This is a genomic window from Streptococcus sp. CM6 (genome assembly GCF_000526095.1).
Lineage (GTDB): Bacteria > Bacillota > Bacilli > Lactobacillales > Streptococcaceae > Streptococcus > Streptococcus oralis_BW.
In genome coordinates this window covers 1-20,424 of record NZ_JATS01000013.1, presented here as the reverse complement: position 1 = coordinate 20,424, position 20,424 = coordinate 1, and the positions used below count along the sequence as shown (strand labels likewise).

24 protein-coding genes and 3 pseudogenes are annotated in these 20,424 nt (G+C 38.8%); 11 read left to right on the top strand and 16 right to left on the bottom strand.

Features of this window, described 5'->3' with window-relative positions:
- The 12 genes and pseudogenes from HMPREF1516_RS09820 to HMPREF1516_RS04245 form a co-directional block, all read right to left on the bottom strand.
- A pseudogene (locus HMPREF1516_RS09820) lies at positions 1-733 on the bottom strand (transposase family protein); the annotation flags it as partial.
- A 203-nt stretch (positions 734-936) separates the two neighbouring features.
- On the bottom strand, positions 937-1,455 hold the full coding sequence (locus HMPREF1516_RS04295) for an HXXEE domain-containing protein (RefSeq protein ID WP_000896447.1): 519 nt from the start codon (positions 1,453-1,455) through the stop codon (positions 937-939).
- 190 nt (positions 1,456-1,645) lie between these two features.
- On the bottom strand, positions 1,646-2,911 hold the full coding sequence (locus HMPREF1516_RS04290) for a tyrosine-type recombinase/integrase (RefSeq protein WP_033605869.1): 1,266 nt from the start codon (positions 2,909-2,911) through the stop codon (positions 1,646-1,648).
- 89 nt (positions 2,912-3,000) lie between these two features.
- Positions 3,001-3,249 carry a MerR family transcriptional regulator gene (locus HMPREF1516_RS04285; RefSeq protein WP_001058391.1) on the bottom strand — a complete coding sequence of 83 codons (249 nt, stop codon included), beginning with the start codon at positions 3,247-3,249 and terminating at the stop codon, positions 3,001-3,003.
- Positions 3,242-3,847, bottom strand: coding sequence for a replication protein (locus HMPREF1516_RS04280; RefSeq protein WP_001040935.1), 606 nt, complete (start codon positions 3,845-3,847; stop codon positions 3,242-3,244). Before HMPREF1516_RS04280 ends, HMPREF1516_RS04285 begins: the two co-directional genes overlap by 8 nt.
- A 205-nt stretch (positions 3,848-4,052) precedes the next feature.
- Positions 4,053-4,658 (bottom strand): hypothetical protein, encoded by a 606-nt coding sequence (locus HMPREF1516_RS04275; RefSeq protein ID WP_000182710.1) that lies wholly within the window; start codon positions 4,656-4,658, stop codon positions 4,053-4,055.
- A complete protein-coding gene (locus tag HMPREF1516_RS04270) occupies positions 4,655-5,755 on the bottom strand; it encodes a type IV secretion system DNA-binding domain-containing protein (protein WP_000203865.1) in 1,101 nt (366 codons plus the stop codon). Before HMPREF1516_RS04270 ends, HMPREF1516_RS04275 begins: the two co-directional genes overlap by 4 nt.
- Positions 5,755-6,075, bottom strand: coding sequence for a hypothetical protein (locus tag HMPREF1516_RS04265; protein ID WP_000874690.1), 321 nt, complete (start codon positions 6,073-6,075; stop codon positions 5,755-5,757). The genes HMPREF1516_RS04270 and HMPREF1516_RS04265 overlap by 1 nt, the downstream gene beginning before the upstream one ends.
- A 200-nt stretch (positions 6,076-6,275) precedes the next feature.
- Positions 6,276-6,725: an RNA polymerase sigma factor gene (locus tag HMPREF1516_RS04260; protein WP_000066889.1), complete on the bottom strand. Its 450-nt coding sequence runs from the start codon at positions 6,723-6,725 to the stop codon at positions 6,276-6,278.
- A gap of 320 nt (positions 6,726-7,045) precedes the next feature.
- Complete coding sequence (locus tag HMPREF1516_RS04255) at positions 7,046-8,461, bottom strand: helix-turn-helix domain-containing protein (RefSeq protein WP_000667638.1); 1,416 nt, start codon at positions 8,459-8,461, stop codon at positions 7,046-7,048.
- Positions 8,462-8,511: 50 nt separating this feature from the next.
- A complete protein-coding gene (gene cadX, locus HMPREF1516_RS04250; RefSeq protein ID WP_000711094.1) occupies positions 8,512-8,850 on the bottom strand; it encodes a Cd(II)/Zn(II)-sensing metalloregulatory transcriptional regulator CadX in 339 nt (112 codons plus the stop codon).
- Positions 8,851-8,861: 11 nt separating this feature from the next.
- Positions 8,862-9,476 carry a CadD family cadmium resistance transporter gene (locus HMPREF1516_RS04245; protein ID WP_000615750.1) on the bottom strand — a complete coding sequence of 205 codons (615 nt, stop codon included), beginning with the start codon at positions 9,474-9,476 and terminating at the stop codon, positions 8,862-8,864.
- 28 nt (positions 9,477-9,504) lie between these two features.
- Between HMPREF1516_RS04245 and HMPREF1516_RS10110 the strand changes: the two genes are divergently transcribed.
- The gene (locus tag HMPREF1516_RS10110) at positions 9,505-9,690 is read left to right on the top strand and encodes a hypothetical protein (RefSeq protein ID WP_002892741.1); all 186 of its coding nucleotides are present in this window, start codon (positions 9,505-9,507) and stop codon (positions 9,688-9,690) included.
- 78 nt (positions 9,691-9,768) lie between these two features.
- On the opposite strand, the gene rpmG is transcribed toward HMPREF1516_RS10110, so the two are convergent.
- Entirely contained in the window at positions 9,769-9,918 is a 150-nt protein-coding gene (gene rpmG / locus HMPREF1516_RS04240) for a 50S ribosomal protein L33 (protein WP_001265622.1), read from the bottom strand.
- Between the two features lie 15 nt (positions 9,919-9,933).
- Positions 9,934-10,116 carry a 50S ribosomal protein L32 gene (gene rpmF, locus HMPREF1516_RS04235; RefSeq protein WP_033605867.1) on the bottom strand — a complete coding sequence of 61 codons (183 nt, stop codon included), beginning with the start codon at positions 10,114-10,116 and terminating at the stop codon, positions 9,934-9,936.
- A gap of 230 nt (positions 10,117-10,346) precedes the next feature.
- Here rpmF and ilvD point away from each other — a divergent pair, with 230 nt between their 5' ends.
- Positions 10,347-12,050: a dihydroxy-acid dehydratase gene (gene ilvD / locus HMPREF1516_RS04230; RefSeq protein WP_000137343.1), complete on the top strand. Its 1,704-nt coding sequence runs from the start codon at positions 10,347-10,349 to the stop codon at positions 12,048-12,050.
- Between the two features lie 174 nt (positions 12,051-12,224).
- Here ilvD and HMPREF1516_RS04225 read toward each other — a convergent pair whose 3' ends face one another.
- Complete coding sequence (locus HMPREF1516_RS04225) at positions 12,225-12,566, bottom strand: metal-sulfur cluster assembly factor (RefSeq protein WP_001204055.1); 342 nt, start codon at positions 12,564-12,566, stop codon at positions 12,225-12,227.
- Positions 12,567-12,733: 167 nt separating this feature from the next.
- Here HMPREF1516_RS04225 and hisS point away from each other — a divergent pair, with 167 nt between their 5' ends.
- The 9 genes and pseudogenes from hisS to HMPREF1516_RS04180 all read left to right on the top strand — a co-directional run bounded on the left by hisS (position 12,734) and on the right by HMPREF1516_RS04180 (position 19,382).
- Positions 12,734-14,014: a histidine--tRNA ligase gene (gene hisS / locus HMPREF1516_RS04220; RefSeq protein WP_000775854.1), complete on the top strand. Its 1,281-nt coding sequence runs from the start codon at positions 12,734-12,736 to the stop codon at positions 14,012-14,014.
- Between the two features lie 143 nt (positions 14,015-14,157).
- Positions 14,158-14,361 carry a helix-turn-helix transcriptional regulator gene (locus HMPREF1516_RS09990; protein WP_000916947.1) on the top strand — a complete coding sequence of 68 codons (204 nt, stop codon included), beginning with the start codon at positions 14,158-14,160 and terminating at the stop codon, positions 14,359-14,361.
- Positions 14,361-14,558 (top strand): annotated as a pseudogene (locus tag HMPREF1516_RS04210) (hypothetical protein). The gene HMPREF1516_RS09990 and the pseudogene HMPREF1516_RS04210 overlap by 1 nt, the downstream one beginning before the upstream one ends.
- A 2-nt stretch (positions 14,559-14,560) precedes the next feature.
- Entirely contained in the window at positions 14,561-14,911 is a 351-nt protein-coding gene (locus HMPREF1516_RS04205) for a PspC domain-containing protein (RefSeq protein WP_000714176.1), read from the top strand.
- 13 nt (positions 14,912-14,924) lie between these two features.
- Positions 14,925-15,659, top strand: coding sequence for a DUF3169 family protein (locus tag HMPREF1516_RS04200; protein ID WP_007522686.1), 735 nt, complete (start codon positions 14,925-14,927; stop codon positions 15,657-15,659).
- 11 nt (positions 15,660-15,670) lie between these two features.
- Complete coding sequence (locus HMPREF1516_RS04195; protein ID WP_001050640.1) at positions 15,671-16,312, top strand: CPBP family intramembrane glutamic endopeptidase; 642 nt, start codon at positions 15,671-15,673, stop codon at positions 16,310-16,312.
- 17 nt (positions 16,313-16,329) lie between these two features.
- On the top strand, positions 16,330-16,548 hold the full coding sequence (locus HMPREF1516_RS04190; RefSeq protein ID WP_000832176.1) for a hypothetical protein: 219 nt from the start codon (positions 16,330-16,332) through the stop codon (positions 16,546-16,548).
- A gap of 151 nt (positions 16,549-16,699) precedes the next feature.
- A complete protein-coding gene (aspS, locus tag HMPREF1516_RS04185) occupies positions 16,700-18,463 on the top strand; it encodes an aspartate--tRNA ligase (protein WP_000830922.1) in 1,764 nt (587 codons plus the stop codon).
- Positions 18,441-19,382 carry a YitT family protein gene (locus HMPREF1516_RS04180; protein WP_000806286.1) on the top strand — a complete coding sequence of 314 codons (942 nt, stop codon included), beginning with the start codon at positions 18,441-18,443 and terminating at the stop codon, positions 19,380-19,382. Before aspS ends, HMPREF1516_RS04180 begins: the two co-directional genes overlap by 23 nt.
- 50 nt (positions 19,383-19,432) lie before the next feature.
- On the opposite strand, the pseudogene HMPREF1516_RS09805 reads toward HMPREF1516_RS04180, so the two are convergent.
- Positions 19,433-20,424, bottom strand: a pseudogene (locus HMPREF1516_RS09805) (IS3 family transposase); the annotation flags it as partial.

The following is a 20,424-nucleotide window of genomic DNA, read 5'->3' as shown; positions in this document are numbered from 1 at the left end:
AGTGAAACAGTCTGGGAGACTGTTTCAGCCTGAGTCTAGAAATTTGAAAGCGAAGTTGTCTAGCCAAGGCATAGTAAGTGCTAAACATATTCATCGTAATGAGTTTCACCTGACAGCGAACGGCTCTATCGTATCGCAGAAAGTGATTTCGGATGGCAGCTTGTGTTCTTCCCTCAAGGACAGTGATGATATCGAGCTTTTTAAAATCTTGCGCAATGAAACTCATCTTCATCTCCCGATTGAAACAGTCACTCCCCTAACTGTTTCAACATCCCAAGACATAATCTCAGGAAGATGAGAAAAATCATGCTTAAAGTGGAAGTCATTAAGCTTGCGAATGACAGTTGAAATGGAAAGCTGATGGGCAATGTCGGTCATAGAAGTCTTTTCAATCGACTTCTGAGCAATCTTTTGATTGATAATACGAGGGATTTGATGATTTTTCTTTACTAGAGGAGCCTCAGTGGCCATCATTTTCGAGCAGTGATAGCACTTGAAACGACGCTTTTCATAAGAATTCTGGTAGGCATACCAGTTGTTTCGAGGTAAGGAATCTTAGACAGTTTTTGGAAGTCATATTCTTCATTTGATTTCCGCAATCAGGACAAGATGGGGCCTCGTAGTCCAGTTTAGCGATGATTTCTTTGTGGGTATCCCTATTAACGACATCCATAATTTGGATATTAGGGTCTTTGATATCGAGCAGTTTTGAGATAAAATGTAATGGTTCCATATGATTCTTTCTAATGAGTTGTTTTGTCACTCTTCATTATAGATTTTATGGGACTTTTTTTCTACAACAAAGTAGGCTCCATAATATCTATAGGGGATTTACCCACTACAAATATTATGGAGCCTAAAAAACTATAGAACACTTCTTAACTGTGAAGGGGGATAAAAAAATTCCCTGCAAATTGAAATTGCAAGGAACTTTTGTTAATGGTAATGAACAAGCCAGATGGAATACTTTCTCCCAAGCCAGAGAGCAAAGAGGAGATTAATGATGACAATGCCTGAACTGACCAGTGAAAACAGGAAAAATTCACTAGTCGAAACCTGCCACAAATGTACGATGTCTGTAATCAAATAAGCACTGACAGGAAAACAGAGGATAGAAGTAATCAGAGCAGGAATATACTTGCGAAGAAGGATTGATTGTCCGATATGGAGCAAGAGATGAAGCGCAAAGGCTGCAAATCCCCCTAACCAAACTAGTTCGAGCGCTCTAGATTGAGTAACATATGCTAAGAAAGTGATGGATAAGACAAGGATGAATTCCTCAAAAACAGCGAGGGCAAATCCCTCTGTTGTAACTCCTTTGTGGATCTTGAGAATAGTTGGAGCCTTTTGAGCCAGCAAGGTTTTGTTGAGATGAATCCAAGGGACAAGACCGATAATTTCTTCCATATCGTGAAAGATAAAAAGTAGAGGAAACATCCAAAGATAAAACGCCATAAATCTCTCCTGAAAGGCTATAGATTGCTAACTAATAAAGCAAAAAACGCCCAGTAAGGCGTTTTGAGGTAGGTGTGCTTATTTAACTTCTGTAAGAGTTAAATAATTTCTATTTTAGCTGTTAGAAACGTTGGTACATCAATGTTTCTAGAATGCTACATAATAAAAGGTAGAGTGAATGGTAGAGTAGTTATTGCGTTAGCTCAGCAATCTTTTCAAGATAAATCCCCACAGCTTCTAACTTTCGTTGTGGTGCTAATTCAGCGTAAGTATCCATTGTAGTTGAAATGGATTTATGTCCCATTCTGACTTGGAGTTCTTTCCAATTTGTTCCAGCATTAAGTAGCATTGAAGCATGAGTATGTCGGAATAAATGGAAACCATAGTTTGGTAATCCAAGACCTACTAACCTTTTCTTAAGAGTTGTTCTCTCGTTTCTGTCACACATATAGTTCCCATAGATTGTAGGGAAAATCAGTTTTGTTCTATGTCTGTTGTGCAATTCAAGATACTTGTTCATTTCGTGGTGGAAATCTCTGAGTTTTTCTATTATGGGGGGAGGGACAGGGACAGAGCGATTTCCTGCATCAGTTTTTGGTGTAGCTTTACAGATAACTTCCCCTTTTGTCCCATCTTTTTTATTTGCGGTTTTCCACATCAATGTTTTACTGACGTTAATAGAAGAATTTTCAAAATCTAGGTCATCAATCGTCAATGCAAGTAATTCATTTATTCGCAAAGCGGAGGCTAATAGAGTATTACAAATTAACTTAAATCTACGATTGGCTCTATTGTTATCTAAACTTTCAAGATAATTAAGCCATATTACAAGACCATCATCATGTAATACCATGATGCGTTGCTTATTTGATTTTGGCTTAGGTGGTATCTTAACAGTGCTAACAGGATTAGTGATTAGTCCATAGTTTGTAATTCCATAGTCAAAAATATCTTTCAACTTATGGATAACAGCACCAAAATCTTTAGCACTACCTTTATCAGCACGCTTTATACCAGATTCAATGGACTCTTTTGATTTCTTTGCCAAATCGTTTAACCAAAGCTGGATATCCGCATATTCAATTTTATCTGGTTTGTAATCTCCAAATTTAGGGATAATATAATTATCAAGATAACCTCTTACTCTGTTCAGAGTATTATGCGAGTTAACCCAGGTTTTATATGATTTAAACCATTCTTCAGCTAAATCTTCCAGTGTATCAATGACGATAACTTTTTCTCGTGTTGAGCCATTTTTTTCAAATTCTAGTCGTGCTTGAATGATTGCTCTATCTAACTGTTTTAGTGTCTTGACTGTAATGGTAGTAGTGACTTGCTTACCAGTTTTGATATCTTTTCCCAGAAATGTCCCCTTCAAAGTGTATGAGATGGACTTATCTTTTTTGATTTTTTTAATGACTTTTTTGCCATTATGAATAATTGTTTCAGTTTCCATATTTGCCTTTCTTCATGGATATTGAAGTAGGCTAAAATAGTTACCACTCTTTCTTTTAGATAAAACTATTTTAGCACAAATTTTCAGAATTAGGATTGTAAAAAGTTGATAATATCATCTAGTAGATAGAAGACGGTTCGAGTTCCCTCTATAGGAGGTTCTAATCTTTTTAATCCTTTTTGTTCCCAAGTTTTTAGTGTGTTTGGGGAGATATTTAGCTGTTTTAGCAATTCTCGCTGTTGTATTATCTTTAGTGGTATGTTCTGTTCTTTGATTTGAATGAGTTTGATAAGTGTTTGCAATAATTGTTCAATTTGTTCTAATTTTTCGTTATTCATTATTCTCTTTCTCCTCTGTGTTTGAATTATGGAGTCGATTAGGATTGTATCTTCGTGAATCTAGGTATTTGGCGAAGAAATATGTACGTTCAATGATAAGCCCTAATAAATTGGTATTGTTTGCTCGGGCATACCAGACCAATTCTTCAAATTCGGTAAAGTCGTTCTCTTCGATAATATCAACTACTTCATGTATAAAATCCGAGGAGTTCATCTCCATCAAGAATTTTTCTAAATTAAAGCCGCAACCGACTTCAATATCCTCAATGTTGTAGGGAGTCTTATCTGGATTTTCCGCATGGGTAAAGTAGTCAAATAAACCAGTGGGAGACATAACTACCTCCACATGTGCTGGACCGTTTAGTTTGTCACTGATGATATTTGATACTTGTGAATAGCTTTTCAGTGAATCAAAGAAGAAAGCACCGTGTTTGTGCGATTTCTTGAACTCTCCCGTCTGTCTATTAACGTCCTTATCGTGCCAAGGACTAAGAATAAACGGAATATGGAGTTCCTCTAATATATTCAAGTAGTTCTCTGGTGCGCTTTCCTCGTAGAAGAGAAAAGTCCATTTGGTTGAGCGCTGTTCTTTTGCCATAGGCAGTTACCTCATTTCTTTTGGGTTCTATTACTAAGGAGAAATGACAGGTCGTATGCAAAGTTTTTTTGAAAAAATTGAATTTTTTGTGATTATTGATTATTGATCTATTGGGGGTCGTAGTCACCCCAATAGGTCATGATAGAAAAGAATATAAAAAGGGGCTGTCTGGCTTTTGCTTAACGCAAGCCACAGCCCCAAGGGATTAACGTTTTTGTCCAGTGAACCACAATTGGTTACGAACTCGAATAGGAGAGGAGAAATAATAGTCTGCGTGTTGGCTGACGATTTCTTCTTTTAATTGTGCTTCCATCTCTTTTAGGATTTTTTGCCCTTGTTGGTCTCTAGGGACTTTTAGAAAAATAGTGATGGTATCTTTTCGTATATCTACGATACACTTACGAACAGCTCGGTTAAATCCGTTATGGATTGGGTTGATAGTAGTAACCGTCTGATGTTCAAGATTGCTTATCTTCTGTACTCGTTCACGCTGAAACAGGAAGTGTCGCAACAGAAAAGTGTGATAGACAGATTGGATATAGTTCCAAAGACTATCTGTTTTCAACCATTGTATTATTTCTAATCCAACCAAAAATAAGGCAAGTAGAAGAGAAATAAGTGCAAATCCATGACAAACGGAACTAATGATATCCGTAATACTTTTGACCGTATCTAAATTGACAAACGTGATATTTGTTAATTGAACGGAAAGATAATTGAATAACCATCCAAATGCAGAACAGATAGGTGCAAATAGAAATAAATATAGTATGAGATTAAAACTTCTCATAAAGTAGGTTTTATTGGTCATAGAATACCTCGTTTAGTGTAGTAGGTTGGACAGAGTAAGGGCAGAACTTGGTAGGGATGTTCATTATCGATAACTTGAATGATACCTGTCCCATGTCCTATTGGAATAACAATACCCTCTGGGTCTAGGTCTGGAAATAAAAATTGAGTAGTTTTCTGATTGATATTTCCAATTTGCAACAATACGTTTAGCTGTTCCCTCACTGAAATTGGAATAGTATTGTGGTCAAAACGCTGGCTTACCAAAAACAGATGGATTTTGGTAGCACGTCCTAATAAGGAAATCTGTGAGAGTAGGGAGAAAAAGGCTTCTTTGATATTCTTATTGACTCCCTCTGATAGAGCGAGGACTTCATCAATAACAATAGTTAGATGGGTAAATTGATGATTGGGATTATCATACAAGATAGCTTGTCGTTTCTGAATGAGAGTTGCACACTGACTTAATTGTTCATTGACCTGTGAGACAAAATCTGATTTTGAACGGTTTTCAACAGGGTGTATAACAGCAACGTGATTTTCTCTTGCCCATCGACTTGGGGTATCAAATTTAGGGTCAATGATAATCAAGTCAGACATATGCTTTAGTACACTCAAGAAATAAGTGAGAGCGTACGATTTCCCAGAACCTGAATTTCCAGCAATAGCCCAGTGATTAACCTTATCTAAATTGAGTTCAAAGTACTTCATGATAGGGATTTTCCCCTGTGGCAAGCTAGCTGAAAACTTATCCAAATCTGGAATGACTAAACGTTCTGAAATTCCCTTTTTCCAAGGGAAAAATAATCCACGCTGAGTGTGTAAGTCATCTGTTTCTAGAGGGACAAAATAGGTAGCGTTTTGTTTTAGAAGAGTATATTGTGGATAAAGTGAAGCATTGGCAATCAGAAAGATTTTCTTGTACAAGTCATCATCAAGGATATAAGCACATGGTAGACGAGGGACAAAGATAAAGCCGTCTGCTTGAATAACAATATTAAAAGAATTGGTGTAGCTGGTTTCTCCCTGCATTAAAGCCCCCAGAGCCATGTTTAGGCTCTGGAGCAGGTAAGATTGCAGGTAAGATTGGTTCAGCACATCACGAGATTGTGAAGTCATTACCGAACCTCCTTGATACCATTTGCTTTGAAGTAGATGTTATATTTTACTTCGCAGGCTTGTAGTGTGTCAAATTGAATCATGGATTGAAAAGCTGGAAGCTCAATCGTTTCTTCAAATTTTACTTGGAAAGGGTCTTGCCCTTCCTGTACAAACCATGCTTTATAAGCTACGATTTCTCCGGTTGGTTTTCCTTCTTCAAACCGTTGTTGTGGTTCAAGTTCGGTACTAAGTGAGTAAATCGGTTGTTTTTGACTGATAATTTTATCAGCCAATGTAGTTGTATAATCACCTTTTGTGGTTTTCATTTTAAACGCCATAGGGCAAATCCTCCTTATGAATAAGAGATAGTGTGAATGCGACAGGCTCGGTTTGGGTCATGAGCTGGACTTTGTTTTTTAGGTTATCTGACCACCTCCTCATTACTAAGGAGAATGAGACAGCTAAACGCAAAGTTATTTGTTGAATTTTTAATTTTTTTTACAAAAAATCCAGTGACAGAGACACTGGATTTGAGGGATTAGCGGTAAGCTTTTAATAAAGGAGCTAATTTTTTTAGCGCTTTACAATAATGGGATTTAACAGTTACATCACTCATTTTCTTATAATGTTCAGTGATATAGCGAGCCGTTTCTTTATAGCTTGAACCTTGTTCCGCTATCATTTCAACAATCTTACTGTCAATTTCTGATAGGGATGCTTTAGCTTCACGAATAGCTTGTCTTAACTCCTCTAGGATTAAAGCTTCTTCGGGATTCAAATCAGAACTTGCAATGACATCATAACGTACAGACTTTTTGGCATTTTTGCTAGCTATTGTTTCGTCTTTGATTCGTCTATTGTGGTATCGGTCACGACGTTCTGCGTTACTTTGTTCTTGTTGAAGCAAACGAGTTACTTCATCCCAATTTTTAGCTTTAATAGCTTCTTTGATTTTACGCTCACGACGTTCTTGTACTTTATTACTCATAATGATGAGCTCCTTTCTGTCCTTTGGACAGAAGGAAACAAAATGAGCAAATATTGAACGCTGAGTATACCAAAAGGCACAACAAAGAAACAGCGAAACAATTCTATGCAAGACATGACCTTTATCGTCATGTCATCATATTTGTTTCAATCTGTCCTTTGATGGCCATCAATTTGGACTATTAAAATTTATATCAAGAGTTTTTCTTGATATATTCAGTATAAGGCGTAATGTTCTTTTATTTTTTACTTCTTTTTTTACTTCAATAGACTAATTTGTAAAACGAGGCGCAAAAAAAGACTAGGCGATTCACCTAGTCTTTAAAGAGCAAATTTTCGTATCTCCTCTTCACTTAATAATTTAATAAAGGCCTGTTGTACGTTATCTAAAGCGTGAGCCATTGACAGCAACTCCTTATTTAATTGTTCTTGGAAATAGTATGTTACTTGGGTGTTATTAGTCAATAACCCCACAATATGGCGATTGACGCTTGTATTGTCTAAATTAATATCATATAGGTCAACTAAATCAATAAGGTCGATTTCGCTTAGTCCTTGAGCTGCAGCTTCTTCAATTCTTTTCTTATCCTCTAGTGAAAATCTTGTTGGCTCTAATTGAATAGTGTGCCTTTCTTGAATTGGTCTTGTTGCATAAGGGTTGGAAACCCAACTGATAATTTCATCAAAAGTTCTTTCCTCAGTCCTTTCTATATCATTGGATTGATAAATATTAATGCCTAGATTTGCCAACTCTTCTTTAGAATATTTTTGATATAACTCTGTGATATCCTTACCTTGACTGAGTAATTTCATATAGTCCTCATATATCTGTTTGAATTTCACTCCATCTATTTGTTGACCACCAGTCATACTAAACGAATAGGTTGTTCTTCCTTTTTGAGAAATAACTAATGGGACGGATGTAAGGTAAGATTTTGGAATATTCTCTTTATACATTCTCTCTAATATATCATTTACCATAAATCCGATATTAAACAAGGGATTTTCTTTGAGTTTTTTTATTAGATTAGGGATAATTTCTGTCGAAACATTATCATACCACCATTTATTGATGAGAGGATCAATGTTTTCTTGCCTAAATGTTGAGGGTATGTCATTTCCGCCTAATTCAAATAGGATACCACAGACATTAACTTCAAATGATTTAATTAAATTATCCCCTAACATCAACCAAAGAATATCAAACATTTCTTCAAAATCAATGACAGTCAATTCATTGATGGTACGGGTTCTAAAACTTCTAGCGGGGTTATAACTTTTTCCACCAACCCATACGTCAATGTCATCTTTCTTGTGAAAAGTATCCATTTCAGTTTCAGTAGAAATCATAAATCTTTTTCTTTGAATATTGAAATTTGCAAATGTCTTGGCAATACTTAGACAACTTGATTGGATTGAAATTAAATCATCACTCATGAAAGAATATAGTTTTTCATCTACAGCCTCTAAATCTCTATATAAAATAGAACTGAAAAAATAATGAAACAGATTCTCAATAAACTCATCTAACTCTCCAAAAACGATATACGTATAGCTCGAAGCGGTTAGAGCATTTAAATAAACTAACATCGAACTCGTAATTGGTCGCTTACCACTTTCAACTTGACTAACTTGACCTGCATTGCCTAGTTCGCTTTGTGTAATATTGTATTTTTTTCTTAAATTTTTGATACGAGTAGGTATTTCTTGTGAATAATTTTCTTCAAAAAATTTCATATATAATCCCCCTATAATCATGGAAAAGTAGAAAGTAGTAGAAATAGTTGTTATCCTAGTTGATTAAAAAAATCTCTGATTTCCTCATCTTTTATAAAATAATATATAATTTTCCCCTCTCTTCTAGTGCCCAAGATGTTTTGATTGGCTAGTTTACGAAGATGGTGGGAAGTAGATGCCATACTGAGATTTAGTAAACAGGCTATATCACAGACACAGAGTTCTTCAACAGCAAGAAGATAGAAGATGATATTTATCTGTTTATTATCGGTAAATTTTGTTAAAATGCGAAGTGATTTTTGGACTTTTTCCTTTTCAAGGTAGTTCGTTGCGGTGGTAATACTTTGCTGATTTATAACATTCACTTGGCAGATACTATCTTTTTTCATAATATTTTCTCCTAGCCTAATATAGTCCATAGTATGTCAAAACTGTTATTTTCAATCAGGATATATATCCCCAATCCTAAATAAACAACTGCAATAAACCATCTGCTATATTTTTCCAAAATTTCTCCAACAGAAGAGACTTGTGCCAATTTTTGGGCAGAAAAAACCAAGAGATAAATCATGACTAGAAAGGTAAGTAAAGCTACTATCAAATTTGCTAAATTTAAGGTAGTAAAATATGGAACAAAGACACCAATATTGTCAGCACCACAACTTGCAAAAGTAATCATAGCGACTAGAAATATCAGGTTTTTATTATCTTTGCGCAAACCTTCTTTGGCAATAGCTTCTCCATCAGAATCTCCTAAAAGCAAAACTTTGAGACCTAGGAAAATTGGAATCAAACCGAGTAAACCTAAAATCTCTTTACTAGGAATATAATTTAAGACAAATGCAAAAAGCAAACTTAGCAATATTAGACTAACAGAGCCTAGAAATTGTCCTAAATAGATGTTAATGATGTCTTTTCTGCTTTTTCTTTTGGCAAAAAATAACATTAGGATAATAAGTAAGTCTACGGCTGTCCCAGAATACAGGATTATTGAAGTAACAACATTTTGAATCATAAAACACCTCATTTAAATATATTTTTGAATGTATTCTAACATTAAACTTTGTAGATGTCAACTTAAAATCCACCAAAATATAGATAAGAAGTTAGTGTACCAAATATTAAAAAGCCCTGCCATCGAAATGATAGCAGGGCTTAACTTCAATATCCAGATGATATATTTATCTAAAAAAGGTAGAGTAAAAGGTAGAGTTTTTATTGATTTGTAGTGCGATATAATGAGTTTCAAAAAATCAAAAATCGCTTAAAATCAATATTTTGACGTCTATTGACGTGTACTGAAACCCTTACTTAACCTCTGTAAACACAACGTGTTTGCGAAGTTTTGGTGAGTATTTCTTCAATTGAAGACGGTCTGGAGTGTTACGTTTGTTTTTAGAAGTAAGGTACAAGCGTTCACCAGATTCTTTGTGTTCAAGTGTAATATTTACGCGCATGGTATCTCCCTTCTATTATTCAGCTGATGCAGCTTTAGCGATTTTACGTCCTTTGTAGTATCCTTTAAGTGATACACGGTGAGAACGTGAGTAATCTCCAGTAGTTTTGTCAAAGTTTACAGATGGAGCTGTTACTTTGTAGTGTGTACGACGTTTGTTTTTCTTCGCTTTTGACGTGCGACGTGCAGGTACTGCCATTTTGATTTCTCCTTTAGGTATTTAAATTCGATTCAATCTAGTGATTTTCATCAACCATACTAGGATAACACATTTTTTTTGTAAAGTAAAGTTACTTGACAAAAAAAGATGAAAAAATTAGAAGTCATTCAATCAAATTAATCGAAATTTTCTGAAAATTCAAGAATTTTCTTCTGTTCATTGCCTTTAAAATGTGCTATAATAGTAAAAACTGAAATGGGAGGGATAAGATGACTGAATTAGATAAACGTCACCGCAGTAGCATTTATGACAGCATGGTTAAATCACCAAACCGTGCTATGCTTCGTGCGACTGGTATGACAGATAAGGACTTTGAAACACCGATTGTGGGAGTGATTTCGACTTGGGCGGAAAATACACCATGTAACATTCACTTGCATGATTTTGGGAAATTGGCCAAAGAAGGTGTCAAATCTGCAGGTGCTTGGCCGGTACAGTTTGGAACCATTACCGTAGCGGACGGGATTGCCATGGGAACGCCTGGTATGCGTTTCTCTTTGACATCTCGTGATATCATTGCGGACTCTATCGAGGCGGCTATGGGTGGTCACAATGTGGATGCCTTTGTTGCTATCGGTGGCTGTGATAAGAACATGCCTGGTTCTATGATTGCTATTGCTAATATGGATATTCCAGCTATTTTCGCCTATGGTGGAACCATTGCACCGGGAAATCTTGATGGCAAAGACATTGACTTGGTTTCTGTCTTTGAGGGTATCGGAAAATGGAACCACGGTGACATGACAGCTGAGGACGTGAAACGTCTTGAATGTAATGCCTGCCCTGGCCCTGGAGGCTGTGGTGGTATGTATACAGCTAATACCATGGCGACTGCTATCGAAGTTCTCGGTATGAGTTTGCCAGGATCTTCATCTCACCCAGCTGAATCAGCTGACAAGAAAGAAGATATCGAAGCAGCAGGACGAGCTGTTGTCAAGATGCTGGAGCTTGGTCTCAAACCATCAGATATCTTGACTCGTGAAGCTTTTGAAGATGCCATCACTGTAACGATGGCGCTCGGTGGTTCTACAAATGCCACTCTTCACTTGCTTGCCATTGCCCATGCGGCTAATGTTGACTTGTCACTTGAGGACTTCAATACGATCCAAGAACGTGTGCCTCACTTGGCTGACTTGAAACCATCTGGTCAGTATGTCTTCCAAGACCTCTACGAAGTCGGTGGGGTTCCTGCGGTTATGAAATACCTCTTGGCAAATGGTTTTCTTCATGGCGACCGTATCACATGTACTGGTAAGACAGTCGCTGAAAACTTGGCCGACTTTGCAGACCTTACCCCAGGTCAAAAAGTCATTATGCCACTTGAAAATCCAAAACGTGCAGATGGTCCGCTTATCATCTTGAACGGGAACCTTGCCCCTGATGGCGCGGTTGCTAAAGTATCAGGTGTGAAAGTGCGTCGCCACGTTGGACCGGCTAAGGTCTTTGACTCAGAAGAAGATGCTATTCAGGCAGTTCTGACAGACGAAATCGTTGATGGCGATGTTGTCGTTGTTCGTTTCGTGGGACCTAAGGGTGGTCCTGGTATGCCTGAGATGCTGTCACTTTCATCCATGATTGTTGGTAAAGGTCAAGGAGACAAGGTTGCCCTCTTGACAGACGGACGCTTCTCTGGTGGTACTTATGGTCTGGTTGTTGGACATATCGCCCCTGAAGCTCAGGATGGGGGACCGATTGCCTACCTTCGTACAGGTGATATCGTTACAGTTGACCAAGATACCAAAGAAATTTCCATGGCCGTATCCGAAGAAGAACTTGAAAAACGCAAGGCAGAAACAACCTTGCCACCACTTTACAGCCGCGGTGTCCTTGGTAAATATGCCCACATCGTATCATCCGCTTCACGCGGAGCCGTGACAGACTTCTGGAATATGGACAAGTCAGGTAAAAAATAAACAAGAAAAGCAAGCCAACTTCGGCTTGCTTTTTTTAATCTTCAAAAGTGATTTGCCTACTTATACTCAATAAAAATCAAAGAGCAAACTAAAAAGCTAGGCGCAGGTTGCTCAAAGCACAGCTTTGAGGTTGGAGATAAAGCTGACGTGGTTTGAAGAGATTTTTGAAGAGTATTAACGAGGTGGCAGTCCAAGGGCGATACGGCCGTAGCGACTGATTCGTGTGATCTTCCAAGCGGGTGACCAAGTGACTTCAACTTTGACATCTTCGATCCCCTCGATTTGTTTCAGAACTGCGACGATTTCGATAGGCAAGCTTTCGGCACAATCGCAGGCAGTATCCGTGAAAGTCATGACAATCTTACAGAGACCTGTTTCATCCAGATTAATTTCATAAATCAATCCTAGATTGTAAACATCCAATTCCACATCTGTATCAAAAACCTTCTCTAGTTTTTCGATAATTTGGTCTTGTAAAGCCAAAGCGCGGTCATTGATTTTGATATCGTCTCTCATAACAGTCCCTCCACGTGATAAATATCCTCTATTTTCTCATAATTCTGACAATTTAGCAAGTTTTTGATGAATTTTCTGAAAAGACTCTCTTGAGAATTCCTACTCTCACTGTTTTAATCCCTTTATTTATGGTAAAATAAGACTATTAAGTTTAAAGAGGATTCCCTATGAAATTACAAAAACCAAAAGGAACGCAGGATATCTTGCCTGCTGAATCTGCCAAGTGGCAGTACGTTGAGGGCTTTGCCCGTGAGATTTTCAAGCGCTATAACTATGCAGAAGTGCGTACGCCTATTTTTGAGCATTACGAGGTTATCAGTCGCTCTGTCGGAGATACAACGGATATCGTAACCAAGGAAATGTACGACTTTTACGATAAGGGAGACCGCCATATCACTCTTCGTCCAGAAGGAACTGCGCCCGTTGTCCGCTCTTATGTGGAAAATAAACTCTTCGCCCCAGAAGTGCAAAAGCCAAGTAAGTTTTACTACATGGGCCCTATGTTCCGTTATGAGCGTCCACAGGCAGGGCGTTTACGCCAATTCCACCAGATTGGTGTCGAGTGTTTTGGCTCTAGTAATCCAGCTACCGATGTGGAAACCATCGCTATGGCAGCTCATTTCTTGAAAGAAATCGGCATCCAAGGTGTCAAACTACACCTCAACACTCTTGGAAATCCTGAGAGTCGTGCGGCTTACCGTCAAGCCTTGATAGACTATTTGACACCGCTCAAGGAGACCTTGTCTAAAGATAGCCAGCGTCGCTTGGAAGAAAATCCTCTCCGTGTCTTGGACTCTAAGGAAAAAGAAGACAAGGTGGCAGTAGAGAATGCACCTTCTATCTTGGACTTCCTTGATGAAGAAAGCCAAGCTCATTTTGATGCTGTCCGTCAGATGTTGGAAAATCTGGGTGTAGACTATATCATCGATACCAATATGGTGCGTGGTCTGGACTACTACAACCACACGATTTTCGAGTTTATCACTGAGATCGAGGGCAATGACTTGACGGTCTGTGCGGGTGGTCGTTACGATGGTTTGGTTGCTTACTTTGGTGGTCCTGAAACTGCTGGATTTGGATTTGGACTTGGTGTAGAGCGCCTGCTTCTTATCCTTGAAAAGCAAGGTGTGGCCCTTCCTATTGAAAACGCCCTAGATGTCTATATCGCAGTCTTGGGTGAAGGAGCAAATGTTAAGGCCTTGGAATTGGTACAAGCCCTTCGCCAACAAGGATTCAAAGCAGAACGTGATTACCTTAACCGTAAACTCAAAGCTCAGTTCAAGTCCGCCGATGTCTTTGCGGCTAAGACTCTTATTACTCTAGGCGAGAGTGAAGTCGAAAGCGGACAAGTGACGGTTAAGAACAACCAAACTCGAGAAGAAGTGCCAGTGTCCCTTGAGACCATCAGCCAAAACTTCTCTCAAGTCTTTGAAAAACTAGGATTTTAATGACAGATAAACTGGTCAGGATCTTATTCCTGACCTTTTTATTTTGCAAAATGACAAAAATCATAAACTTTTTGACAAATATTATTGTCAAAAAGAAAAAGATGTGTTACAATATAAGCAAGTTAAGAGTAAAGGAGAAAGGAATGCTTAAAAATCGTTTAAAAGAGCTTCGGGCTCGTGATGGTCTCAATCAGACCGAACTGGCCAAACTAGCTGGCGTGTCCAGACAGACCATTAGCCTACTAGAACGGGACGAATACACCCCGTCCATTGTGATCGCCCTGAAGATTTCGCAGATATTCAATGAACCAGTCGAGTCGGTATTTCGGATAGAGGAGGACGAGTGATGAACAAGTATAAAGTGATTTATTATGTAGTTGCCATAGCTTTATTAGTCAGCGTATTTCTACCGATTGGGATGGACCTAGGCTGGTTAAATCCATATCAAAGCGACCAATTTGTTTGAGCCTACTTTGCTCTCATCCCAGTAGTTGACTGGATTGAAAAGAAATCCAAAAATCTAGCAAGTGAAAAAGGAGAATGAATATGAAAAAGTTTTTAACAGATTTTCAAGTAGATACTGAACACAAAGAACTTGCAGGTGTTTGTGCAGGTTTAGGAAATTATTTTAACATTCAAGCCAATATCGTTCGTTTGGTGACAGTCTTGCTGTTTCTCTCTTCGACAGAGATTGGGATTATAACAGTAACTCTCTATGCCTATCTAGCAGGTTGGCTTGGCAATGAACCCTTGGGAGATGGAGCAAAAAAAGCTAGAAACCAAGCTATTCTCTTGTTTGCTGTTTGTTTGATTTTGGTGTCACTTGGAACAGAGGGCTTGACAGCTATTTATGAATCAGGTAAAGTGATTGGTCAGTGGTTGGTTGGATTAGTTTAGAAAGAGGATGAATATGAAAAATAAACGTGGATTGTTGTTTTTAATGGCTGTTATCTTGGGAGGCTTCTTGGGCATGTTTGCAGAGATGTTTAAGGCCTATACCGAAAACTACGGAACCATTTTAGATGTCAAAACCGTGACTCCATGGATATCATCTATTTGTTTACTGTTAGGTTTCATTAGTATGTTTTTGACTTTCGATTTCTTAAAGAAAAGCAGAAAATTTCACTCCTTGTATCAAGAGGAAATGGAAGATGATCTGAATGAAACCTATTATGTACAAATGTATCGTAATCTCGAGTTTGGAACTATTGCTTTTAATAGTGCAGGCGTAGCGATTTTTTTGGCTCTTTTCATCTCAGGTAGTGAAGTCATTGTACTAAATATCAGCTATATAACCTTATCTCTTTCTTTTTTGGCATTAGTGATGATTTTCAGTGCTCAAAAATATCTCTATAAGACCATTGCGATCGTTCGTCAGTTTGATTTGGAATTCTTCTCTACACCAAAAGATGTCTTGGACTATATAAACTCCTATGATGAAGGGGAGCGTCAGGCTAATTTGGAACAAAGTTTTCGAATTTTATTCCAATTAAATCAGTATGTCTTGCCAGGTCTCTATTTTTTGATTGCTATCTTTTCTTTGTTGACAGGAGAGATTCAGTTACTAGCCTTCTTGCTTGTAGGAGCAATCCATATTTATATCAATGTGATGCAATTACCTATGGTAAAACGTTATTTCAAATAAAGGAGTCTTTTATGAACTTACTTAAAAATCTTGGCTGGTTTCTTCTAGCTGTTCTATCCTTTTTCTTTGGCTATGGTCTGGTTCAGAGTATGGCATTATCAGCTCTTGGACTAGGGGCTTCAATCTTTGGAGTTTTGCCACTCTATATCGTCCTGTCAGGGGCCTATGTTTATGGAGTTTACAGATGGTATCAGACAGAAAAGGTTAGCATCCAGACAATGGCATTTAATCGTTATATTTGGTTGCCAACCCTGGTTTTGCTAGTGGCGATTACAGCCCAGTTCTTTTTGCCAGATGATCCGTCAGTCAATCAACAAATCGTATCTCAACTGACAGTCGCTCAGCCTGTCTTTGGTTTCTTTATGGTGGTAGTCTTTGCTCCTCTGACGGAAGAACTCATCTTTAGAGGGATGTTGGCGCGCTATCTCTTTCCTAAGCAGAACAACAGCAAACAGACAGCTCTGTTTCTCCTTGTATCGAGTGTGCTTTTTGCCTTGATTCATTTTCCAGGAACTTTGCAACAGTTTTTAGTCTATGCTAGTCTGGGATTGAGTTTGGGTTTGGCTTATGTAAGCCGAAAAGGCCTTCTTTATAGCATTTCTTTACACGCTTTGAATAATTTAATCGGCTTTTTGATGATACTCATGCTATAATAGAGTCAGGAGGTCACATGAAACGAGTAATTTTATTAGCAGTGATACAGGCGGTCGTTCTCTTCTTTATCATCGGGGCACTTGCCTATGCCTTTAAAGGCGACTTCTTTTACAACTATCTAGCAGTTGTCTTTGCGCCTATTGCAGGTGTCTTGCGTTTTGCTTCGGCGTATGCGACGGAGATTGTTCTACCTAAAAAGGCAGCTGAGATTGCTGAAAAGCGTAAAAAAGGTTAAGAATCATAATCAGAGAATCCGATGACGTTTTCATCGGATTTTTTGTCTGTTCGTTTTGATTTCTAAAGACAATCAAACTTTTCTGATGATTTTCATGAAGTGCCTGCGCTTTTATGGTAAAATAGTAACAGAATAAAAGAGGAGAGAAAACATGAAACGTAGTATGTATGCTGGTCGTGTTCGTGAGGAACACATCGGACAAGAAATGACCTTGAAAGGCTGGGTTAGCCGTCGTCGTGACTTGGGTGGTTTGATCTTTATCGACCTTCGTGACCGTGAAGGAATCATGCAGTTGGTTATCAACCCTGAAAAAGTATCTGCAGAGGTTATGGCAACAGCTGAAAGCCTTCGTAGCGAATTTGTTATCGAGGTGACTGGTCAAGTCGCTGCGCGTGAGCAAGCCAATGATAAATTGCCGACTGGTGCGGTTGAGTTAAACGTGACAGCTTTGACGGTGCTTAATACAGCCAAAACAACACCTTTTGAGATTAAAGATGGTATTGAGGCCAATGACGATACGCGTTTGCGTTACCGTTACCTTGACCTTCGTCGTCCAGAGATGTTAGAAAATCTCAAACTTCGTGCTAAAGTGACCCACTCTATCCGTAACTACTTGGATGAGTTGGAATTTATCGATGTGGAGACGCCATTCCTTTCGAAGTCAACGCCAGAAGGGGCGCGTGACTATTTGGTGCCATCTCGTGTCAATAAAGGGCATTTCTACGCTCTTCCTCAAAGTCCACAGATTACCAAGCAACTTTTGATGAATGCTGGTTTTGATCGTTACTACCAAATCGTCAAATGCTTCCGTGACGAGGACTTGCGTGGTGACCGCCAGCCTGAGTTTACCCAGGTCGACTTGGAAACATCCTTCCTAACGGAGCAAGAAATCCAAGATATTACAGAAGGATTGATTGCGCGCGTGATGAAAGAAACCAAAGGCATTGACGTGACGCTTCCATTCCCTCGTATGAAGTATGATGACGCGATGGCTCTTTACGGTTCTGACAAACCCGATACTCGTTTTGACATGTTGCTTCAGGACTTGACAGAAGTTGTCAAGGGTGTTGATTTCAAAGTCTTCTCAGAAGCACCTGCTGTTAAAGCCATTGTAGTCAAAGGCGCAGCAGACAACTATTCACGTAAAGATATCGATAAGATGACCGAAGTAGCCAAGCAGTATGGTGCCAAAGGTCTTGCTTGGGTCAAGGTGGTTGATGGAGAATTAAATGGACCAGTTGCCAAATTCTTGACTGGTATCCAAGCAGAATTGACTGCAGCACTTGGTCTTGGAGATAAGGATTTGGTTCTCTTTGTGGCGGATACGCTTGAGGTAGCTAATGCAACACTTGGTGCCCTTCGTGGTCGTATTGCTAAAGAGCTTGGCTTGATTGATAACGATAAATTCAATTTCCTTTGGGTGGTTGATTGGCCAATGTTTGAATGGTCTGAAGAAGAAGGTCGCTACATGAGCGCCCACCATCCATTTACTCTTCCACAGGAAGAAACAGCTCACGAATTAGAAGGTGATTTGGCTAAGGTTCGTGCCATTGCTTACGATATCGTCTTGAACGGTTATGAGCTTGGTGGTGGTAGCCTTCGTATCAACCAAAAAGATCTTCAAGAACGCATGTTCAAGGCTCTTGGTTTCTCAGCTGAAGAAGCAAATGACCAGTTTGGTTTCCTTCTTGAAGCCATGGACTATGGTTTCCCACCACACGGTGGTTTGGCGATCGGTCTTGACCGTTTTGTGATGCTCTTAGCAGGAGAAGAAAATATCCGTGAAGTCATTGCCTTTCCTAAGAACAACAAGGCAACCGACCCAATGACTCAAGCTCCATCAACAGTCGCTCTCAAACAACTAGAGGAACTCAGCTTACAAGTAGAAGAAGATGAAACAAGCAAAACGAATTAAGCGGTGGCGCTATTATCTGCGCCGCTTTGCTTATCAGATAAAAATCTTACGAGTTTTACAAAGTATCTCTCGGGAAAAATATGATGAGAAAATCTCGGCTTCTCTGGTCTATGGATTTTTGTCAGCAGTAGCAGTCAATTTCTTTTTTCAACCAGGACACGTTTACTCCAGTGGTGCGACGGGTTTGGCACAGATTATCTCTGCCTTGAGTCATCACTGGTTTGGCTTTTACATTCCGATATCGCTAACCTTTTATGCTATCAATTTTCCGTTGATGATTTTAGCTTGGTATCAGATTGGACATAAATTTACGGTCTTTACTTTTATTACAGTATCCATGAGTTCCCTCTTTATCCAGATTGTACCAGTTGTGACCTTGACAGAGGATCCCATTATCAATGCCCTTTTTGGGGGTGTTGTCATGGGCTTAGGGATTGGTTTTGCACTCCGTAACAATATTTCTAGCGGAGGTACAGATATCGTCAGTCTGACCATTCGTAAGAAGACAGGTAAGAATGTCGGTAGTATTTCTTTCCTGGTAAATGGAACCATCATGCTGATAGCAGGTTTGACCTTTGGTTGGAAATACGCCCTCTACTCCATGATTACCATCTTTGTCTCCAGTCGTGTGACAGACGCTGTCTTTACCAAGCAAAAACGCATGCAGGCCATGATTGTGACCAATAATCCTGAAAAGGTAATCGAAAAAATCCATAAAAAATTGCACCGAGGCGCTACCATGATCCACGATGCAGAAGGAACTTATAATCATGAGAGAAAAGCAGTCTTGATTACGGTTATCACGCGAGCAGAGTTTAATGATTTTAAACACATCATGAAACAGGTCGATCCGACAGCCTTTGTCTCTGTATCCGAAAATGTCCACATCCTAGGACGATTCGTAGAAACAGACAATTAGACATGAAAAACCAGCTCTGTGTACTGACCCCAAAAAGTTAGACAAATAATTTAAGCGAAGGATTTAGTTCTGTATTGCACAGGGCTAAGTCCTTTTAGTTTGACCTTAATTCGTTTGTTGTTGTAGTAATCAATATAGTCCGCAATAGCTTGTTCCAATTGTTTAAGCGACTGAAACATCTTCTCATAACCATAAAACATTTCCGATTTGAAAATGCCAAAGAAAGATTCCATCATACCGTTGTCTGGGCTGTTACCTTTACGTGACATAGATGTTTGGATTCCCTTACTCTCTAAAAACCTGTGATAAGAATCGTGTTGGTATTGCCATCCTTGATCGCTATGGAGACTCGTATTCTCATAGTATTTCTCTATAAAGGCCTGCTCCAGCATAGCTTTCACTTGTTCTAAATTAGGAGAACAAGAAAGATTATAGGCGATAATTTCGCTATTAAAGTCATCTAAAACAGGCGATAAATACAATTTCTGTGTGCTATTTGGAATGGCAAACTCTGTCACATCCGTATAGCACTTTTCCATTGGCCTTGATGCTTCAAACTGACGTTGAATCAGGTTGTCTGCTTTCTTACCAATCTCTCCTTTGTAGGAAGAATACTTTCGTTTCCGACGAATTCGAGCACTTAAACCAAGGACCTTCATCAGACGTTGAACTTTCTTATGATTCACTGTAAAACCACGATTTCTTAGTTCTAAGTTAATCCGACGATAACCATAATTTCCTTTATGGTCATTATAAATGGCCTGAATTTCGATTTTAAGCTCTTTATCTTTGCCAAGCCCATATAGTTGCTTCAACTGATAGTAGTAAGTCGAGCGAGCTAAACGTGCTGTTTCAAGAAGCAAATCTAGTCTAAATCCTCCTGAAGCCATTTCTCTAACTGCCTCTGCCTTTCTCGCTCTAGGGCTTCGTCCCTTTCCTCTAACTCTTTTAACTTTTTTAGGTAGGCCACCTCAGTCCGTAAGCGTTCATTCTCCTCCTGGAGTCGTTCTAATTCTGTCATTTCTTCCCAAGTTTTCTTTCG

Bases quoted from the DNA above. Each gene is read 5' to 3' on its own strand.
- HMPREF1516_RS04285 (WP_001058391.1), bottom strand. From the start codon at position 3,249: ATGAATAACGAAAAATTAGAACAAATTGAACAATTATTGCAAACACTT.
- HMPREF1516_RS04295 (WP_000896447.1), bottom strand. From the start codon at position 1,455: ATGGCGTTTTATCTTTGGATGTTTCCTCTACTTTTTATCTTTCACGAT.
- HMPREF1516_RS04200 (WP_007522686.1), top strand. From the start codon at position 14,925: ATGAAAAATAAACGTGGATTGTTGTTTTTAATGGCTGTTATCTTGGGA.
- HMPREF1516_RS04260 (WP_000066889.1), bottom strand. From the start codon at position 6,725: ATGAGTAATAAAGTACAAGAACGTCGTGAGCGTAAAATCAAAGAAGCT.
- HMPREF1516_RS04225 (WP_001204055.1), bottom strand. From the start codon at position 12,566: ATGAGAGACGATATCAAAATCAATGACCGCGCTTTGGCTTTACAAGAC.
- HMPREF1516_RS04275 (WP_000182710.1), bottom strand. From the start codon at position 4,658: ATGACCAATAAAACCTACTTTATGAGAAGTTTTAATCTCATACTATAT.
- HMPREF1516_RS04245 (WP_000615750.1), bottom strand. From the start codon at position 9,476: ATGATTCAAAATGTTGTTACTTCAATAATCCTGTATTCTGGGACAGCC.
- HMPREF1516_RS04290 (WP_033605869.1), bottom strand. From the start codon at position 2,911: ATGGAAACTGAAACAATTATTCATAATGGCAAAAAAGTCATTAAAAAA.
- HMPREF1516_RS04180 (WP_000806286.1), top strand. From the start codon at position 18,441: ATGAAACAAGCAAAACGAATTAAGCGGTGGCGCTATTATCTGCGCCGC.
- HMPREF1516_RS04195 (WP_001050640.1), top strand. From the start codon at position 15,671: ATGAACTTACTTAAAAATCTTGGCTGGTTTCTTCTAGCTGTTCTATCC.
- HMPREF1516_RS04190 (WP_000832176.1), top strand. From the start codon at position 16,330: ATGAAACGAGTAATTTTATTAGCAGTGATACAGGCGGTCGTTCTCTTC.
- cadX (WP_000711094.1), bottom strand. From the start codon at position 8,850: ATGAAAAAAGATAGTATCTGCCAAGTGAATGTTATAAATCAGCAAAGT.
- hisS (WP_000775854.1), top strand. From the start codon at position 12,734: ATGAAATTACAAAAACCAAAAGGAACGCAGGATATCTTGCCTGCTGAA.
- HMPREF1516_RS09990 (WP_000916947.1), top strand. From the start codon at position 14,158: ATGCTTAAAAATCGTTTAAAAGAGCTTCGGGCTCGTGATGGTCTCAAT.
- rpmG (WP_001265622.1), bottom strand. From the start codon at position 9,918: ATGCGCGTAAATATTACACTTGAACACAAAGAATCTGGTGAACGCTTG.
- HMPREF1516_RS04205 (WP_000714176.1), top strand. From the start codon at position 14,561: ATGAAAAAGTTTTTAACAGATTTTCAAGTAGATACTGAACACAAAGAA.
- HMPREF1516_RS04280 (WP_001040935.1), bottom strand. From the start codon at position 3,847: ATGGCAAAAGAACAGCGCTCAACCAAATGGACTTTTCTCTTCTACGAG.
- HMPREF1516_RS04265 (WP_000874690.1), bottom strand. From the start codon at position 6,075: ATGGCGTTTAAAATGAAAACCACAAAAGGTGATTATACAACTACATTG.
- HMPREF1516_RS04255 (WP_000667638.1), bottom strand. From the start codon at position 8,461: ATGAAATTTTTTGAAGAAAATTATTCACAAGAAATACCTACTCGTATC.
- HMPREF1516_RS04270 (WP_000203865.1), bottom strand. From the start codon at position 5,755: ATGACTTCACAATCTCGTGATGTGCTGAACCAATCTTACCTGCAATCT.
- ilvD (WP_000137343.1), top strand. From the start codon at position 10,347: ATGACTGAATTAGATAAACGTCACCGCAGTAGCATTTATGACAGCATG.
- rpmF (WP_033605867.1), bottom strand. From the start codon at position 10,116: ATGGCAGTACCTGCACGTCGCACGTCAAAAGCGAAGAAAAACAAACGT.
- HMPREF1516_RS10110 (WP_002892741.1), top strand. From the start codon at position 9,505: ATGTATTCTAACATTAAACTTTGTAGATGTCAACTTAAAATCCACCAA.
- aspS (WP_000830922.1), top strand. From the start codon at position 16,700: ATGAAACGTAGTATGTATGCTGGTCGTGTTCGTGAGGAACACATCGGA.